The organism is Parabacteroides sp. CT06, from assembly GCF_002257605.1.
GTDB lineage: Bacteria > Bacteroidota > Bacteroidia > Bacteroidales > Tannerellaceae > Parabacteroides > Parabacteroides distasonis.
Genome location: NZ_CP022754.1, coordinates 556700 through 574477, shown reverse-complemented (window position 1 = coordinate 574477; position 17778 = coordinate 556700). Strand labels below are relative to the sequence as shown.

The following is a 17778-nucleotide window of genomic DNA, read 5'->3' as shown; positions in this document are numbered from 1 at the left end:
CTATTAATTATTATAAGTCGGCAAGAAAGAATAATCACGGCCATAACGAAGCATCTGATCTGTATAACCTTCCGTGTAGTCCAAGACAATATCAGTAACCTCACCGTTAGAGTTCTTTACCTCTTTCATCACAGGATTGACAAAACCTTTATAGGGAGCCAAGTTTAACTTAGCATAGCGCTCCAAGACCTCCGCATGCAGCTCCGGATCTACTTTCACGCCGTATCCTTCAACAAGATTCTTTCCGGCCGCATAGTCACCCTCACTCTTGATACGTTGAATCTCAGCAAGCAATGTCCCAAACAACTCACGTAACCTCGGATAGTCATTCACAACCACATAGGTCTTGCCATCCCGTTTTTTCAGTTCGATCACATTCGCTTCCTTCCCTTTCTCGTAAGCCCACTTAGCGATCAACTGACGGTTACGCATATGCGCCTCTTCTACATTCTTGCCTAGCTCGATGCGAACCAACTGGGTCATCAAGCCATTCATTATATATTTATAGTATTCCGATTTATAAGCCTCGCCGTCCGGAAGCAATCCCAGTTCCACCAGCTTTGGATCTGCCAAATAATACAGGCCAAACAAATCCGCACGGGTTTCCTCCAGTGTAGAGCTATAGGCTTTCAGCGCATCCGGGTCCGTATTTTCCAGCAATTTACCGGAACCATGTCCCAGACACTCATGTAAATCCGTATGTAGATTATCCGTTAAGAAACCGTACTGCCTCATACCGTTCCGCTCCACGTCACTCCAAACAAACTCTTCGCTAAAGCCATTTCCTTGAGACGCCTTATCATAAGCCTCCGTGATATTCTCTATCGTAACAGACTTCGAGCCATGATCCCTACGAATCCAATCCGCATTTGGCAAATTGATACCGATCGGGGTAGCCGGATAGCAATCACCTCCCAACATAGATACCGTGATTACCTTAGCGCTAACTCCTTTCACCTTCTCTTTCTTGAAACGCTTATCTACCGGAGAATGATCCTCAAACCATTGCGCATTATCACTGATGATTTTTGTACGCTTAGTCGCCTCCTTATTCGTAAAATTCACGGTAGACTCCCAGCTTGCTTTCATTCCTAACGGATCCCCATAAGTCTCGATAAAGCCATTCACAAAATCCACCTCCGAAGCTGTATCCTCTACCCAAAGGATCGAATAAGCATCGAAAGTCTTCAAATCGCCCGTTTGATAATATTCGATCAATTTCCCGATGATCGCTTTCTGCGTATCATTCTCGGCGAAAGGCAAGGCTTGTCGCAATTGATCTACGATTTTTTCTATCGCGGCGGAATAAAGCCCTCCTACTTTCCAAACCTTTTCAACGACCGTACCGTTCTCTTTTACCAAACGGCTATTCAACCCGTAAGAAATCGGGGAAATGGTATCCTTTCCCATTTTCATTTGCGCATAGAAGTCCTCTACCTCTTTCTGACTGATACCTCCCCCGTAATAATTATTAGAAGAAGCTTTGATCAAATCACCGTCACCGCTTTGTACGCTACGCTTTGGCATAACGCCCAGATCAAAGATTACCGGAGCGATCTCGATCATGAACTGATCCACGTTTTGATTCTCACGAAGAGGTAACTTCTTGGCGTCGATTTGGTGAATACAATCCATCAAGAACTCAGGAGAAAACCCCGGGGCAAACTTGTCCAAGGCATAATGATGATGGATACCACTGGAGAACCACACCCGTTTCAAATAGGTTTCCAAAGCCTTGAATTGAGGGTCCTCCCGATCTCCCTTATAATTCGTATAAATAGCCTCCAATGTCCTGCGGATCGCCAGATTATAGCGTCCATTCTGATCGAAGAATATATCACGTCCCATCAAGGCCGCTTCGGAAAGATGATATAATAGTTGCTTTTGTCGCAAGGACAGGGATTCAAAACCCGGAACTTTATAGCGAAGAATCTCCAGATCAGCGAACTGATCCACTACATAATTGAACTCCTTATCGGAATTTTGAGATGCCGTATCCGACTGTTGGCCTGTACAAGCCGTCATAACCATAGCTGTCATAAGCGATAACATTATTTTTTTCATACTTACTACGATTTGCTTTTCCTATAATATATTACATCTAAAGTACATAGTTTGAAGGCCCGCATTCCAATAAGGGCCAACCGCAAAGATAGAGAATATACAGTCAATATCAAAGGTTTGAGATTTTTTCTCTACTTTTGTAAGTTCAAAAGCAAAGACAAAAAAGAGAATGGAAATAGCGGCATTAGTTTCAGGAGGAGTAGACAGCTCTGTCGTAGTGCATCAACTCAAAGAGGCAGGATACGATCCGACCATCTTCTATATCCGTATCGGTATGGAAGACAAGGATGGCTATATCGATTGCCCGGCGGAAGAGGATATCGAGATCACCTCATATATCGCCCGCAAGTATGGATGCCGGTTCGAGATCGTCTCCTTACACGACGAGTATTGGGATCGGGTGGTAAGCTATACGATCGAATCTGTCAAACGCGGTCTTACCCCTAACCCGGATATGATGTGTAATAAATATATCAAGTTCGGTTGTTTCGAGGAAAAATGGGGCAAGGATTTCGATAAGATCGCTACCGGTCATTATGCCACGACCACGGAGATAGACGGCAAGACATGGCTTTCTACTGCCAAGGACCCGGTAAAAGATCAGACTGATTTCTTAGGGCAAATCACCCGCCTACAGATACAGAAACTCATGTTTCCGATCGGGCATTTAATGAAAAGCGAGGTACGTGCCATCGCCGAGGCCCAGAAATTGCCGAGCGCCAAGCGTAAGGATAGCCAAGGCATTTGTTTCTTAGGTAAGATTAACTACAACGACTTTATAGAGCGTTATTTAGGGAAACGCCCGGGAAAAATCGTGGAACTAGAGACGGGTAAGGTCTTGGGTAAACACAATGGATATTGGTTCCATACGATCGGCCAACGTAAGGGATTGGGATTAAGTGGCGGCCCTTGGTTCGTTATCCAAAAAGACATTAAGCGAAATATCATTTATGTCTCCAACGGCTACGACCCGGAAACGCAATATGGCAAGGTGATTAATATGCAAGGTTTCGATTTCATCACGGAAGATCCATGGGGAGAATTTGAGGGTGAGAAAGAAATCACTTTCAAGATCCGTCATACCCCGGAATTTACGCATGGCTACATCCGTCGTATCGGAGATCTATATCGTGTAGAATCCGACGAAAAGATTCAAGGTATCGCTCCCGGCCAATACAGTGTAATCTACGACAAAGACCATCACTTATGTCTGGGCAGCGGCATGATTATTGATGAGACCAAGTAACGCATATTCAGATTTATTCTAAATAAAAAACGGTCGCCTCAAAAGGAAGCGACCGTTTTTATTTTTCTATCTTATTCTATTAAATAGCATACAAAGAGCTGATAGACTCTCCACTACATACACGACGGATCGCCTCAGCGAACATGTCAGCGACAGATAATACCTTTACTTTCTCGCATTTCTTAGCGTAAGGAATAGAATCCGTAAAGATCATTTCCGCTAAAGCGGACTGATCTACACGAGTAGAAGCCGGATCAGACATCACAGCGTGGCTGGCGATAGCACGAACAGACTTAGCGCCATTCTCCAACATCAAGTTCGCGGCTTTCGTAATTGTTCCGGCCGTATCCACCATGTCATCAACCAAAAGGACATCCAAGCCCGTCACATCACCGATAATACGCATCTCGGCCACCTCATTGGCACGCAAACGAGATTTGTGGCAAATGACCATCGGCAAGCCTAAATACTTAGAATAGCTGCTGGCACGTTTCGTACCACCAACATCCGGAGTCGCGATACACAAGTTATCCAAAGGCAAAGACGTCTTGATATAATCCAAGAATACGGAAGAAGCATATAAGTGATCCACCGGAACATTAAAGAATCCTTGGATCTGGTCCGCATGAAGGTCCATCGTAATCAAACGATTGATACCTGCCGTACTCAACATATCAGCGATCAACTTAGCGCCAATAGAAACACGAGGCTTATCCTTTCTATCCTGACGAGCCCAACCGAAGTAAGGGACTACAGCGATGATTGAATGTGCGGAAGCACGTTTAGCCGCGTCAATCATCAGAAGCAACTCCATCAGATTGTCTGAATTAGGGAATGTAGATTGTACTAAGAATACATCTCTACCGCGGATAGACTCTTCATAAGAAACAGAGAACTCACCATCGGCAAAGTGCTGGATATTCATCTGTCCCAGAGGACAACCTAAACTGTTGCAAATTTTCTCTGCAAGATACCGGGAGTTCGTTCCCGAAAACACCAAGAAAGGAGTTTGTGCACTCATTATTCCGAATATTTATCTTAAAGTGAATAGATTTAAATTGTGCCGCAAAAGTACAAAACTTATTTACAATAACCTCTTTATATTTGGAAAACTTTCTATATTTGCAACCGCAATGATGAAGTATTTACTCTATTTCTTCGTATTGGTAAGTGTATTTCTGACTTCGGGTTCTTCATCAACTCCCGAGAACCAACAGAAATACAACGATATTTACACCATGTACTCTCCGAATGAAGACAAGACGGAATACAATATCCCCCAAGCAGATATCGAACGATACGAAAAAGAGCTATACAACGGAAAACAAAGCTATAAGATGGAAGATGGCTATATCAGGGCTTCACTATTCCGCAACATCTCCACATCAAAAAACTCAAGGACAAACCTATCCTCATCCGCGGAAAGGATCGTACGGTTTATAAAAACTCAATATCCTAAAGAAAGACAAACATTCATTTCATTTTGTATAAATCCCCTTAAGTTCTCCTATGGGTACTATATCTATACTCTAAGACGTATTCTCATTTAAACTCTCTTTCCCCCTTATTTCCATCAAAAAAGTAGAAGATAGCACTTTAATGTCTGCATTCTCACTATTCTTATTTTCTAGATTTCTCAAAGGGAATAGAATAAACATCTATTTTGTTTTCTTATTGGGTCATATAGGATAGTTCTTATCAATTAATAATCAATCTAAAATGGAATTTTTATTAGACTTCATCTTACATATCGATCAGCATATGATCGAGATCGTACAAGAATATCATACTTGGGCCTACGCGATATTATTCCTAATCATTTTTTGTGAAACGGGATTGGTAGCCACCCCATTCTTGCCCGGGGATTCCCTCTTGTTCGTCGCCGGAGCGATAACAGCGTTACCCGGTATGCCTTTAGAGATAAATCTTTTAGCCTTGATATTATTCGCGGCGGCAGTATTGGGAGACTCCTGTAATTATATGATAGGTCATTTTTTTGGTCGTAAACTATTTAACAATCCCAACTCCAAGATATTCAAGAAAAGCCATTTGGACAAAACGCATGAGTTCTACAAAAAATATGGAGGCAAAACCATAATCATCGCCCGATTCGTACCGATTGTCCGTACTTTCGCTCCCTTTGTAGCCGGAATGGGTAAAATGCACTATTACTATTTCATGATCTACAACCTGATAGGCGGCGCTTTCTGGGTACTGCTTTTCTGCTATGCAGGATACTTTTTCGGAGATCTTCCTTTCGTACAGCAGAACCTCAAGCTATTGATCATAGCAATTATATTCATATCCATACTTCCTGCCGTAATAGAGGTAGTACGGGCAAAACTAAAAGCACGGAAAAGATGATGTTATTGATGGAATAAACAGTTCCGCCAAACGTATTACCATCTATAACCCACGCCCCATCTCTTCTTTTCATTTAAATCAAAGGAAAAAGTCACCTAGCTTCATCGGGCAAGTATGTTAAGTTACTTTGGCATTTCACTTAAGTTACTTGCCCGATGAAGCTAGCTGTCCCGTATCAACCACCTAACTCCACCAATGAATTATCTATACAGCACTCCTAAACTTTTCAAGAAAGCTCTTACTTATGGAGAAAAGAGAACTTTAGCATTTTGCCGGAATAAGCCGGGAGTTTCACTTGATAAGGATAAGCGTCTGTTAGCGTACTGATAGTCGTTTCCCCGGTTAACAAGTCGGTCAATTCAGCCGGTTTGTTATCCTCAAAATCAAGAGCCTTGAATGCCTCGACCGGGATATTTACCCATACACATTGGTCGGCACGGTCGAAATTCACGACCACCAGAAGTACCTCGTTCTTCCATTTGCGCAAGAACGCATACTGACGGTTCGGATTGAAATAAGGATTACCGGAGTTCGCGTACATCAAATCATAAAACGCTCCCTCGACAATAACCGGCTCGGATCGTACCACATTCAATAACTTAGCGTACATCTCACGCAACGAGCGTTCTGCCGGCGTTAATTTAGCCCCATCAAAGAGTCCATTATTATTCCAGTTTCGCAAACTCTCGACGCTCCAATAATCGAAGATGGTCGTACGGCCATCACGTCCACTGAAACCTTCCGCATCCATTCCTCTTTCGCCAAGTTCCTGACCACTATAGATCATAACCGGATTTGTATTCATGGCAGCGGAGACAATCATGCCCGGAATACCCGGACGAGCATCCCCCGCAAAGAAATCAGAAGCGACACGCTGTTCATCGTGATTCTCCAAGAAATTTAACATATTTTTCTGGATTCCCTCCAACGATTGCCAACAATGCGATATATTACTAGCCGGAGCCTGTCCGCACATCACCGCACGAACCGTATCATAAAGACCAACCTTGTCATACAAATAATCAAAGTGTCCCGTATAAATATAATTCCTATACTCATCCGGATTATACACCTCCGCTATAAAGATCACATCACGCACCTTCTTCACCTGAGGAATCACCCAGTTCCAAAACTCTACCGGGACCATCTCAGCCATATCACAACGAAAACCATCCACCCCCTTATCAGCCCAGAACAACAAGATCTCCAACATTTTCTCCCACGTATTGGGAATGGTATTGAAATGGCAAGCACCACCGTGCATATAATCCACGCCGTAGTTCAGCTTCACCGTCTCATACCAATCGTTCTGGCTTGGATAGGCATCGAAATGATTGTTACCGGTCACCTTCGCCGGAAACTCACTATAGGCAAAATCCTCCTCACGCTGCGGATCAAAACGAAGCGTCAAGGTTTGCCCCGGAAGATAATAAAAGTTATTATTCACATCAAAAGCCTTGGACACATTATCCGTTTGACCTAAGTCCTCCACGAAAGGTTCCCGTGCGTCCGAGAAATATTGACGTGCTACATGGTTGGGTACAAAATCGATAATAACCTTCATCCCAGCCTCATGCGTACGTTTCACCAAATCCTCGAACTCACTCATACGGTTCTGGATATTATCCGCCAAATCCGGATCTATATCATAGTAATCTTTTATAGCATATGGAGATCCGGCCTTACCTTTTACTACGGCAGAATGGTCTTTCCGGATGCCAAACATGGTGTAATCGGTTTTTGTAGCGTGCTCTATCACCCCTGTATACCATACATGAGTAACACCTAGTTCTTTGATTTTGGATAAAGCCAAAGGAGTAAAAGCCGAAAACTTACCCACTCCATTCTCGGCTAAACTACCATTCATTACAGGAGATGGTCGCAGATTCCCAAACCAACGCGGGAATACCTGATAAATTACCATCTTGTTTTTTTGTTCCATTGCGTTCATCTATATATAAAGTTTTTGTGGGAAAGCGCTTTGTCCAGACAGACGATTTGTCACGGCATCAGGCCTTTCTTTCTTGCCGCGATCGCTTTCACCAAGGTTTCATATTTATTCTCATCCAACACTTTCTCAAAGCAACGGGCAGCGGCGGAATAGCCAATATTACAAATCACGTCTACATTCTCAAGATCGAATGTCTTATATAAGCCAAACTCCTCCGCTTCTATTAAGACATCACACATCTCTCGATCCTCCAGCGTATTTGCCCGGAACATATAATGATAAGAGCGCTCGGCGATATGGAATATGGTCTGCTTATATTTTTGCGGGATCAACGGGCTTACGTTCACCCCAATAATACGCTCACATTCCTCACGGATGATGGAGACCGGAAAGTTGTGAAATAATCCTCCATCCACATAATGAACGCCATTGATGACTACAGGACTGAAAATAATCGGGATACTACAAGAAGCTGTCACCGCCTCAACAATAGGACCACTCCTAAATTCATGGCTTTCGCCATTATCCAAATCAGTCGCGACAACCACCAGAGGAATTTGCAAGTCCTCGATGTTCTTGGTCCGCAAGTGTCGCCTCAAGAAATAACGAAAGCGCTTACTATCGAACAAACCCGCCTTAGGAATCTGCAACTGGGCGAATTCCGAGAACTCACGTCCGGTAAAAAGCTCTTGGATCTCCGCCGCCGAATAACCATCGGCAAACAAAGCGCCCATTAAAGCTCCCGCGCTGGTACCGACTATAATATCCGGTCTTAGCGCACATTCTTCCATCATTCGAAATACGCCGATATGCGCAAAACCTTTCGCTCCGCCTCCGCTAAGCGCCAAGCCCAACCTATAGGGTTTATGGTTTGTCTCTTCTGCCATTTATTTCTTGTCTCTTAATCTGGTAACAAATATGCTGTTTTTTTTAATTAGAAACATTATTATTAGGGAAAAAGTTTCCATCCTCTTTTATTTTTGCTACATTTACACGGAAAGCAAAGGTGTTGTCACATTGTTTTCTTAAGTATAACATTAAATCTACCATGTTATGATTACGAGTATCTTCTGGATTATCCCGTTAGCGTCTGTCCTAGCGCTAGCATTCGCCTGGTTCTTCTTCAGGCAAATGATGAAAGAGAGTGAAGGAACTGAGTTGATGAAAAAGATCGCCTCCTTTGTACGTGAAGGGGCGATGTCGTATCTGAAACAGCAATACAAAGTAGTCGCCTCGGTTTTCGTTGTCCTAGTAATCTTATTCTCTATTATGGCCTATGGCTTCCATGTTCAAAACGAATGGGTTCCGATCGCCTTCCTGACAGGAGGTTTCTTTTCAGGATTAGCGGGTTTCTTAGGCATGAAAACAGCGACTTATGCCTCGGCCCGTACAGCGAACGCAGCCCGCACTTCCTTGAATAAAGGTTTACAAGTGGCTTTCCGAAGCGGGGCGGTCATGGGCTTAGTAGTCGTTGGGCTTGGATTGCTGGATATCTCATTCTGGTATATCCTGTTAAATGCTTTCATCCCAGACGAGGCTTTGGACCCGACCCATAAACTCACCATTATCACGACAACCATGCTTACATTCGGAATGGGTGCCTCCACGCAAGCCTTGTTCGCACGTGTGGGAGGAGGAATCTATACGAAAGCCGCCGATGTCGGAGCGGATTTAGTAGGTAAAGTTGAGGCTGGGATCCCGGAGGACGATCCTCGTAACCCGGCGACAATCGCCGATAACGTAGGCGACAATGTAGGTGACGTCGCCGGTATGGGAGCCGACCTATATGAATCTTATTGCGGTTCCATCCTAGCGACCGCCGCATTGGGAGCCGCCGCATTCGTTTCTTCCGGAAGCGTAGAATTACAATATAAGGCGGTTGTCGCCCCAATGCTTATCGCCGCTGTCGGTATCATTTTATCTATTATTGGTATTTTCGCCGTCCGTACGAATGAGAACGCGACGATCAAGCAACTACTGAAAGCCTTAGCCATAGGAACGAACTTGAGTTCCGTATTGATCGCTATCTCCACGTTCGGGATTCTTTATGTATTAGGCATGGAGAATTGGTTCTGGATCGGTTGTTCCGTGATCGTAGGTCTGCTAGTCGGAATCGTGATCGGGCAAGCGACGGAGTATTATACCTCCCAGTCCTATAAGCCGACCCGGCTGGTTTCCGAATCGGGGCTGACAGGCCCGGCAACGGTTATTATCTCCGGTCTCGGACTAGGGATGCTCTCTACGGCCATCCCGGTACTTGCCGTCGTGGTCGGTATTATTTGTTCCTTCTTGTTCGCCTCCGGATTCGACTTCACGAACGTGGGCATGGGATTATACGGAATCGGTATAGCTGCCGTAGGTATGCTATCGACCTTAGGTATTACGTTGGCTACAGACGCTTACGGTCCCATAGCGGATAATGCCGGAGGCAACGCCGAGATGTGTAACCTAGGGAAAGAAGTCCGCAAGCGTACAGACGCATTGGATTCATTAGGAAATACGACTGCCGCTACAGGTAAAGGTTTCGCTATCGGTTCCGCTGCGTTAACCGGCTTGGCTCTGTTGGCCTCTTATGTAGAAGAGATCAAGATCGGTTTGCTCCGTTTAGGAGAGACCGTCCTGAACTTTACCGATGGCAGGAGTATCGAAATATCTAAAGCCTCATTCTCGGACTTTATGGTATATTATGATGTTACCTTAATGAATCCTAAGGTTTTAGCCGGAATGTTCCTAGGTTCCATGATGGCATTCATGTTCTGTGGCCTTACGATGAACGCTGTAGGACGTGCGGCCGGGCACATGGTGGAGGAAGTTCGCCGTCAGTTCAAGGAAATCAAGGGTATTCTGACTGGAGAGGCACAACCGGATTATGCCCGTTGCGTTGAGATCTCGACGAAGGGAGCGCAACACGAAATGGTACTTCCCTCCGTTTTAGCTATTATCGCCCCCATCTTAACGGGACTCATATTTGGTGTGACAGGCGTTGTCGGACTATTGATCGGTGGATTAAGCACGGGCTTCGTATTAGCCGTATTCATGGCGAACGCCGGAGGAGCATGGGATAACGCAAAGAAATTCATCGAGGAAGGAAACCACGGCGGCAAGGGTAGCGAGGCGCATAAGGCAACCGTTGTCGGCGATACGGTTGGCGATCCGTTCAAAGACACTTCCGGCCCGAGTTTGAATATCCTTATCAAGTTGATGAGCATGGTAGCGATCGTGATGGCGGGATTGACGGTGGCTTGGAGTTTGTTTTAATAGTTGACCGTTAGTAGTTGGCAATTGACAGTTAGAGAAGTAAATCGACAATTTAATAGAGAAAACTAAATAATTGTCAATCATTGACTGTCAATTGTCAACTGTTTTGTATTTTTGCGTCGTGAAGTTACGAAAAGAGTGTAATTTATTGGAAATGAGCGTAGGTTAATTGCTCTTGATAGTAATAGGTTACGATTTAGTTAGTTATCTACTGCATTATCCTTCTGCGCGTTGCGTAACCTTCAAAGAACTCTTCGTATGCAAAAGTAGCTATTTAATTCGAGATTTTGATATAAACTCCCGTTTTTTATCCCCTCATTCATAAGAATTTTCCGTAAAAGCGGTATTGTCCGTCGGCACACCATTGCCCAAAACGAGTTTGGAACAAACGTGTGCCGACTACCGCATAGCTGGAGAAAAGGGCATTGCCTCACGCCTAAACGATGTTTAGACAGATGAAGCAATGCCCCTTTCTTTTGCGCCTATGCCAAGAGGTGCTTTTACGGGTTTTCAAATGATTTTTCTTTTTTCGCTGTCTCTTTTGCCGGAAGCGGAAAGTGAATGCAGAGTGTGTCAGCCTGCCCCATGAATGAAACAGGCGCCCACACACAGCCGGACAAACCGGGAAGAATGATTGTTGCCACCCGGCTGAACAAGTTCCGTCGGATCGGAAACAATCATACTTCCTTTGTTGTGGTTTGCCCTTTTCACGCTTCCGGTGATGTCTTTTTCCTTTTGGTGATTCTTTTTTTTACGGATTTTCCCCTGAAGTTTTTTTCTACACAATCTGCCTCTGTTTTCGTTTACCTCCATTTTGCGCCTTTCAGTAAGCCGCATCAGTCAGTCATTTTCGTTCTGGGCGCAAAGGTAATTCCGGGATTGGACGGGAAAGCAAGGTCAAGCCTCCTGTTTTCGGTAAAAATCTCCAGCCCTGCGGGTAGTATTTTGACCGAAAAACCTTGCATTCCCTAATCCCTACCTTTTCAAGCACCCGAAACGAAAACGACCGATGCGACAGAAAGACGCATAAAAAAAATGTCGGATAAACGAGAGGCAGATAAGATAGTTTGAAACTCAACTCCCTCAGCTCTTGAATCCGCATTAAAAACAAAAAAATCAAAAACAGCGAAGATATGACGGCAACGGCAAATTTCAGACAAATGGCGCAACACATCGGGTTGGCGATATGCGGCTTGATGATGCGCACCGCCTTCGGGGTGTTCGGCATCCTTTGGGGCATCATCAGAGAGATTGTAAACGGAGTGTTCCGAGTGGCGATAGGTGTAATCGTGGCTATCCTTTCCACCATTGCCTTCTTTGGCTTCATCCTTTGGTTATTCACCCTTTAACCCTTACCGACATGGCAAAAAGAAACAGCAAGACGGCAGCGCAGCAGTGCAGATATTACGAGGTGGACAACATCTTCGTGTATATGGTGGAAACGTACATCAACGGCAATTTTGAAACTTTCCGAAGATTGTACCACGAACTGAACAAGGACGCACGGAGGGATTTCATGGACTTCCTTCTCAGCGAGGTAGAGCCGACCTATTGGAGAGAGATACTGAAACAGATAATCTAAAAATGACAGCGATATGAAAGGAACAGACCATTTCAAGAGAACGATATATATGTACTTGGAACAGCGTGCGGAGGAAGATGCGCTATTTGCAAAGAAGTACCGCAACCCTGCCAAGAACATGGACGAGTGCGTGACCCACATTCTGAACTATGTGCAGAAAAGCGGTTGCAACGGTTTCACGGACGGAGAGATATTCGGGCAAGCCATCCACTACTATGAGGAAAACGAGATAGAGGTGGGCAAACCGATGGACTGCCAAGTGGTTGTGAACCACGTTGTGAAACTCACGGCAGAGGAAAAGGCGGAGGCACGTCAGAACGCTGTCCGCAAATACCAAGAGGAGGAACTCCGCAAGTTGCAGAACCGCCACAGACCGTCAGCGAGAAAAGAAAACCAACCCCAACCCTCATTATTTGATTTAGGCTTATGAAACCGAAGACCAAGATACAGAAAGAGGTGGCAAGACTTTCCGCCAACCTTCGCCCCATATCAGCGACACAAATAGATTGGGCATACCGCCACTGCGTTGAGCATATCGGCTACCGCACCAAGAAAGGGAACATCACCTGTTCCGACTGCGGTCACGAGTGGCACAGCGACAGCGGACTATGCGACACCCTTGAAGGCTGCACCTGCCCCAAATGCCATGCCGAACTCAAAGTGCAGGACACACGCAGACGCATCTACAAGGAAACGCAGAATTTCAGCGTGATAACCACCTGCAAAGGGTATCAGGTAATCCGCGTGGCGCAGGTCAGATGCGAGAGCAGGAAAGGCGAACCGATGCGTTTCTACTGCCACGAGGTCGTGCAGCGTTGGATTTCACCCGACGGCAAGGTTACGGACATGGCGTTGCTCCGTGGCTTCCTTTTCTGCTATTGCGATGTGTGGGCATTAGGCAGCGATATGGAGGTAAGACCGCACAACAGCCTATACGATGATGTGGTGGCAAGAAGCTGTGCATATCCAAAGATGAGGATATTGCCCCAACTCAGACGTAACGGCTTCAAGGGCGATTTCCACGGCATCTCCCCCGTGCGTCTTTTCAAAGCCTTGCTTTCAGACCCAAGAATTGAAACCCTTATGAAAGGCGGTGAGATTGAGGTCATGAAACACTTTCTTTTCAATACCCGTACTGCCGATGAATGTTGGGCATCATATCTGATTGCCAAGCGTCACAAGTATCAGATAGACAACCTCTCAATGTGGTGCGACTATCTGCGTATGCTCAAAAAACTCGGTCAAGACCTCCGTAACCCGAAGAACATCTGTCCCGAAGATTTCATGGCGGCACACGACAACGCAACCCGAAAAATTGAAGCCATACACGAGAAGGAAAGAGCCGCAGAGCAACGCCGTTGGGAGATTGAAAGGCGTGAGCGTGAGCAACAGCGACAACTCCAACGAAAGAAAGATGCGGAGGATTTCATCGCCAACAAATCCAAATTCTTCGGCTTGGTAATCACGGACGAGGAAATAATCGTCAAGGTGCTTGAAAGCATAGACGAGTATTACAACGAGGGCAAGACGCAGGGCATCTGCGTGTTTGGCAGTGGATACTACAAGAAAGCCGACACCCTCATACTATCGGCAAGGATTGGCGATGAGATTATTGAAACCGTAGAGGTGGACTTGCGAACCCTCGAAGTGGTGCAGTGCCACGGCAAGCACAACCAGGACACCGAATATCACGAGCGCATCATAGACCTTGTGAACAAGAACGCCAACCTTATCCGTGAGCGGATGAAAGCGGCATAGCATAACCCCTAAAACAACATTGATATGGAAGTAAGAATTGAAAGTATGATTTGTGTGTGGGATGATGCAATCCCCACGATGTTCCTTGAATTTGTGAACCTCCTCACTCTCACAACGAGTGAGGGGGAATTGAGAAAGAGCGTAAAGGAGTTTGCCGAGAAGCACGAACTTGACAAGTTTTTCCTTTACGGCTTCGGCTCACACCATTTCTACCTGCACCAACGCTACACAAGCAACCCCGAAATGGTGATGAAGAACAGAGTTCTGTCAGTACATTTTTAACCATCTAAAAAGCAACATTATGACAACACGAATGACCATCAACGGAGTAAGCACCTGCGCGGAAGCAGGTACGGAGAAATACGAGCGTTTCCAATCGGGTATCGGAAGACGCAGGCGGACACTTGTGCAGTACGACTACCGCCACCCCATAGACAGAGAATTGTTCTCTTGTGTCAAACCCACGTTGGACGAGTGCCGAGCCGCACGGGACAAGTGGCTGAACGCAAAGAAGGGAAAGGAGGACAGACTATGAACACGACCTATCAAACGCTGATAGTCAAGTTCAGCGAACCTATCACGGCATTGGACGGTATCTTTGACGATACCGGAGCGTGGGGAACGGACACCCTCAAGGGGTGGATAGATGATTACGAAAGCACACGTTTCACCGCCACCGACAGCCATACGGCAGTCATCACGAGCGAGTACAATATGGAATGTGTGAAAGAGTGGCTACAACGGCAGACCCCCATTTCCGAAATGCGAGAATTTTGAACGGGATGGCGGTGTCCGCACCGCCAATACTTAAAACCCTAAAAACAAAAGATATGATAGCCAAGACGATATTACAGCAGATAGGCGGAAAACGCTTCACCGCCATGACAGGTAGCCGTGATTTCATAGATATGGGCAACGGCTTACGGATGAGCCTTGCAAGGAACAAAACAAGTGCCAACCGCCTTGACATCATCTATGACGAAGGGGCAGACCTCTACAATATGCGCTTCTACCGCAGGACGTTCAGCAAAAAGACCTTTGAGTGCAAGACAAAGGACATTGCCGTACACGAGGGTATCTATTTTGATATGCTGGAGGAAATGTTCACGATGGTGACGGGACTTTACACACGCTTTTGAGTGGCGGGGCGGCGAGAGCCGCCCTACTTTCTTTCAGTGAGCATGATGGCGGACAAAGAAAGTAGCAAAGAAACCTTTGTCCAATCTGCGATAACTAAAAAATCCGCAAGTAAAACTTGCGGAGGCTATATATTGGGTCGTTATTTTTTGGTGGAGGGGAATGATAATCTCGAACCGTTGAACTACACATTTCTGCTTCGTCTCCATTTCCCCCAACGATTTGATACGTTCAATCATTTTTGTTGTTCCTTTCTGAATTTTCCTAAATACTTTCTTCATAATTTCGCTATACTTTTTATGGTTAATAACTATGTTTTGTATTGCTCTCACAACACTTACAACTTGAAGTGTTATTTGGAAACCGATAGGCAAAAATGGCTCAACGATGTCAATTAACGAGAAAATCCTACGATAATCTATCAAGTGATAGAGCAAAAGACGTGCCAAGTTAAATATGGCACGTCTTTTGCCAGTTTTGTCAGTCCTTTTATGGGATATACAACAGCGCAAACTCCGCCTTTCTCCGTTTGAGCAGCATGGCGTGGCGTTTTCCTTTGTAGTTGCAGAAGGCTATATACTCACGGTAGATGTTCCTGTCACCAGCTTCCAGCTTCTTGATTAAGGTGCTTTTGGGGATTGTTTTGCTGCCTAACAGCTTCGCCGGTCCCACATTGTAAGCTAACGTGCCAAGCAAAATCGAATCAACCCCGAATTTACGGAACATGGCGACAAATTTGCGCAGGTCTTTCCGCAAAAGTTCATCCGCATCCCGTTTTGTCATGGTTCGTGCCGAATACTTCTCGTTTGGCAAAAGTTTGTGACCCCAACCGACGTATGGGTAGTGTTTTTCTGAGTGCCAGCCTTCAAAGTAGCGGCAGCATAAAAAAGCACGTTCCATAAGCGGCAGTCGGTAGATTGCCGCCTGCCCGTCCGTTCCCTCTTGGCGGCTGATCTGCGCGGACACAGAACAGACCGTCAGAAGTGAACAGAGCATTGTCATGAATACACGCATCATTTCAACAAGGGGCTGAAGTTGCCGATGGGAACGATGGTAAGATCGTCGTCCTTTACATTCCTGTTGTTGAAGTCAAATTCCAGTTCGTAGGAGTTGCTAAAGTTATCCTCCACCACCACGATGAAATTATGCGCCTCATCACCCGCCGCCGTGTAGTACAGGCGGAATTTTTCGTTCTCCAGCAGGTAGCGGTCGTTAGGCAGGAAGGTGATGCCGTTATCCATTTTGAGCGAGCCTTCCCCCTCGAACTGGAAATAGCGGATGGTATAGAGCGTACCCGAAAAGTCGCCCTCCTTTTTCAGTTCACAGCGGATTTCCACTGTCTGCCCCTTTACTACCTTGTTCGGCACGGGCATGACCTCCACCGTGAAGGGATAGGACTGCTGGATGTCCATGTCATCGTCACATGACACGAGGGTGAATGACATGGCGGCTATCAGGCATAACGCCACTGCCTTGAATATTGATGTTCTCTTGTTTCTGTTGTTCAGTATGTTCATTGTTCTTCGATTTTTAGATGGTTGTTTTTCTGTTTTTTCGTTGTCAGTTGCAGGTACTCGTTCAAGTCCTTGCAACCGTCATAGAGGGAGGAACGGTCGGTGACACGTTCCCCGTATCGCATGGTAAGTGCGGCAAGCGTCCGCCGTCCGGCTTCGTCACGGTCGAGGAAGCAGCCGATGCGCCCGTATCCGTCCAGCAATCCCGCCGCCTTCTCCACGTTGGCGACTGAGTTCAGCACAAGACAGTCAGCGTTACCGGTTACACCAAGCGTCACGGCAGAGAGAAAGTCCATGAAGCCCTCGAACACGAGGCACTCGTCAGCCGGGATGTCATTCGCCTTTACCAGTGATACAGACTTCGGAGGTATGCAACCCTTGAAATATCGGCTTCTGACTTCATAGCCACCTGCCATGTTCGGAAAGCCAACGGCAAAATACCGTTTCCCACGCACACCGTAGTTCAAGCGGCAGCAGTGACGGGATGCGATGGCGTAAGGGATGCCCCGTTCCTCTAAATACTCCGTCAGCAGTGAGCGGAGCAGCGGAGCGACCTCCACATCCTCAAAAACGGATTCGGTCGGCTTCGAGAGATAGACGGGCTTTTCCCATCCGGCAACCGTCATATTGGCGGCTTCCGCTATGAACTTCGCTTGCTTCATGAAGTCATCGCTTTGCAGAAACTCCCCGGCAAGCGTGAAGATGTCGCCGCCCTTGCCCAAACCGAAGTCGTACCAGAGCTGTTTCGCCACGTTCACACGGAAAGAGGATGTGCGCTCGCCCCTGTACGGGGCAAGATACCACAGCTCGTTACCGCTCCTTCTGACAGGCTCATGCCCCAGCCGTGCGAGAAAATCCGCAAGCGGCATCCTTCTGACAGCATCTATTTCCGTCCTTTCCATGC

At 46.1% G+C, this 17778-nt stretch carries 21 protein-coding genes and 1 pseudogene; 13 read left to right on the top strand and 9 right to left on the bottom strand.

Annotated elements, in window-relative coordinates; all coding sequences use genetic code 11:
- Positions 1–3 precede the first annotated feature (3 nt).
- On the bottom strand, positions 4–2064 hold the full coding sequence (locus tag CI960_RS02355) for a dihydrofolate reductase (RefSeq protein ID WP_036629069.1): 2061 nt from the start codon (positions 2062–2064) through the stop codon (positions 4–6).
- 169 nt (positions 2065–2233) lie between these two features.
- Here CI960_RS02355 and mnmA point away from each other — a divergent pair, with 169 nt between their 5' ends.
- Positions 2234–3310, top strand: coding sequence for a tRNA 2-thiouridine(34) synthase MnmA (gene mnmA, locus CI960_RS02350; RefSeq protein ID WP_005858803.1), 1077 nt, complete (start codon positions 2234–2236; stop codon positions 3308–3310).
- Between the two features lie 79 nt (positions 3311–3389).
- On the opposite strand, the gene CI960_RS02345 is transcribed toward mnmA, so the two are convergent.
- Positions 3390–4331, bottom strand: a complete 942-nt coding sequence (locus CI960_RS02345) for a ribose-phosphate pyrophosphokinase (protein ID WP_005858805.1) — start codon at positions 4329–4331, stop codon at positions 3390–3392.
- Positions 4332–5029: 698 nt separating this feature from the next.
- On the opposite strand from CI960_RS02345, the gene CI960_RS02335 reads away from it, so the two are divergent.
- Both CI960_RS02335 and CI960_RS23100 read left to right on the top strand, forming a co-directional pair.
- On the top strand, positions 5030–5674 hold the full coding sequence (locus CI960_RS02335) for a DedA family protein (protein ID WP_005858811.1): 645 nt from the start codon (positions 5030–5032) through the stop codon (positions 5672–5674).
- Positions 5670–5738, top strand: a pseudogene (locus CI960_RS23100) (DUF47 domain-containing protein); the annotation flags it as partial. The gene CI960_RS02335 and the pseudogene CI960_RS23100, both read left to right, overlap by 5 nt.
- 174 nt (positions 5739–5912) lie before the next feature.
- Here CI960_RS23100 and CI960_RS02330 read toward each other — a convergent pair.
- Both CI960_RS02330 and CI960_RS02325 read right to left on the bottom strand, forming a co-directional pair.
- The gene (locus CI960_RS02330) at positions 5913–7616 is read right to left on the bottom strand and encodes an alpha-amylase family glycosyl hydrolase (RefSeq protein WP_008777935.1); all 1704 of its coding nucleotides are present in this window, start codon (positions 7614–7616) and stop codon (positions 5913–5915) included.
- A 59-nt stretch (positions 7617–7675) separates the two neighbouring features.
- The gene (locus CI960_RS02325; protein WP_005858815.1) at positions 7676–8512 is read right to left on the bottom strand and encodes a patatin-like phospholipase family protein; all 837 of its coding nucleotides are present in this window, start codon (positions 8510–8512) and stop codon (positions 7676–7678) included.
- Positions 8513–8678: 166 nt separating this feature from the next.
- Here CI960_RS02325 and CI960_RS02320 point away from each other — a divergent pair, with 166 nt between their 5' ends.
- The gene (locus CI960_RS02320) at positions 8679–10883 is read left to right on the top strand and encodes a sodium-translocating pyrophosphatase (protein WP_005858819.1); all 2205 of its coding nucleotides are present in this window, start codon (positions 8679–8681) and stop codon (positions 10881–10883) included.
- Between the two features lie 242 nt (positions 10884–11125).
- On the opposite strand, the gene CI960_RS23835 is transcribed toward CI960_RS02320, so the two are convergent.
- Positions 11126–11338, bottom strand: coding sequence for a hypothetical protein (locus tag CI960_RS23835; protein WP_007567577.1), 213 nt, complete (start codon positions 11336–11338; stop codon positions 11126–11128).
- A gap of 106 nt (positions 11339–11444) precedes the next feature.
- Here CI960_RS23835 and CI960_RS02310 point away from each other — a divergent pair, with 106 nt between their 5' ends.
- From CI960_RS02310 to CI960_RS02265, 9 genes are all read left to right on the top strand, one after another.
- Complete coding sequence (locus CI960_RS02310) at positions 11445–11855, top strand: hypothetical protein (RefSeq protein ID WP_004291538.1); 411 nt, start codon at positions 11445–11447, stop codon at positions 11853–11855.
- A 161-nt stretch (positions 11856–12016) separates the two neighbouring features.
- Entirely contained in the window at positions 12017–12232 is a 216-nt protein-coding gene (locus tag CI960_RS02300) for a hypothetical protein (protein ID WP_004291535.1), read from the top strand.
- An 11-nt stretch (positions 12233–12243) separates the two neighbouring features.
- Entirely contained in the window at positions 12244–12465 is a 222-nt protein-coding gene (locus CI960_RS02295; protein ID WP_004291534.1) for a hypothetical protein, read from the top strand.
- A gap of 13 nt (positions 12466–12478) precedes the next feature.
- Positions 12479–12895 (top strand): PcfK-like family protein, encoded by a 417-nt coding sequence (locus CI960_RS02290; RefSeq protein WP_004291533.1) that lies wholly within the window; start codon positions 12479–12481, stop codon positions 12893–12895.
- A complete protein-coding gene (locus CI960_RS02285) occupies positions 12892–14223 on the top strand; it encodes a PcfJ domain-containing protein (RefSeq protein ID WP_004291532.1) in 1332 nt (443 codons plus the stop codon). Before CI960_RS02290 ends, CI960_RS02285 begins: the two co-directional genes overlap by 4 nt.
- A gap of 24 nt (positions 14224–14247) precedes the next feature.
- The gene (locus CI960_RS02280; protein ID WP_004291531.1) at positions 14248–14505 is read left to right on the top strand and encodes a hypothetical protein; all 258 of its coding nucleotides are present in this window, start codon (positions 14248–14250) and stop codon (positions 14503–14505) included.
- A gap of 19 nt (positions 14506–14524) precedes the next feature.
- Complete coding sequence (locus CI960_RS02275) at positions 14525–14758, top strand: DUF3873 domain-containing protein (RefSeq protein ID WP_004304291.1); 234 nt, start codon at positions 14525–14527, stop codon at positions 14756–14758.
- Positions 14698–15000 carry a hypothetical protein gene (locus CI960_RS02270; protein WP_005783104.1) on the top strand — a complete coding sequence of 101 codons (303 nt, stop codon included), beginning with the start codon at positions 14698–14700 and terminating at the stop codon, positions 14998–15000. The genes CI960_RS02275 and CI960_RS02270 overlap by 61 nt, the downstream gene beginning before the upstream one ends.
- 53 nt (positions 15001–15053) lie before the next feature.
- The gene (locus CI960_RS02265) at positions 15054–15362 is read left to right on the top strand and encodes a hypothetical protein (protein WP_004304290.1); all 309 of its coding nucleotides are present in this window, start codon (positions 15054–15056) and stop codon (positions 15360–15362) included.
- A 33-nt stretch (positions 15363–15395) separates the two neighbouring features.
- Here CI960_RS02265 and CI960_RS23830 read toward each other — a convergent pair whose 3' ends face one another.
- The 4 genes from CI960_RS23830 to CI960_RS02245 all read right to left on the bottom strand — a co-directional run bounded on the left by CI960_RS23830 (position 15396) and on the right by CI960_RS02245 (position 17776).
- The gene (locus tag CI960_RS23830; protein WP_004291527.1) at positions 15396–15785 is read right to left on the bottom strand and encodes a hypothetical protein; all 390 of its coding nucleotides are present in this window, start codon (positions 15783–15785) and stop codon (positions 15396–15398) included.
- 64 nt (positions 15786–15849) lie between these two features.
- Positions 15850–16377, bottom strand: coding sequence for a hypothetical protein (locus CI960_RS02255; protein WP_004291526.1), 528 nt, complete (start codon positions 16375–16377; stop codon positions 15850–15852).
- On the bottom strand, positions 16374–16877 hold the full coding sequence (locus tag CI960_RS02250) for a DUF3872 domain-containing protein (protein WP_004291525.1): 504 nt from the start codon (positions 16875–16877) through the stop codon (positions 16374–16376). Before CI960_RS02250 ends, CI960_RS02255 begins: the two co-directional genes overlap by 4 nt.
- Positions 16874–17776 carry a toprim domain-containing protein gene (locus CI960_RS02245; RefSeq protein ID WP_004291524.1) on the bottom strand — a complete coding sequence of 301 codons (903 nt, stop codon included), beginning with the start codon at positions 17774–17776 and terminating at the stop codon, positions 16874–16876. The genes CI960_RS02250 and CI960_RS02245 overlap by 4 nt, the downstream gene beginning before the upstream one ends.
- Positions 17777–17778: the final 2 nt, after the last annotated feature.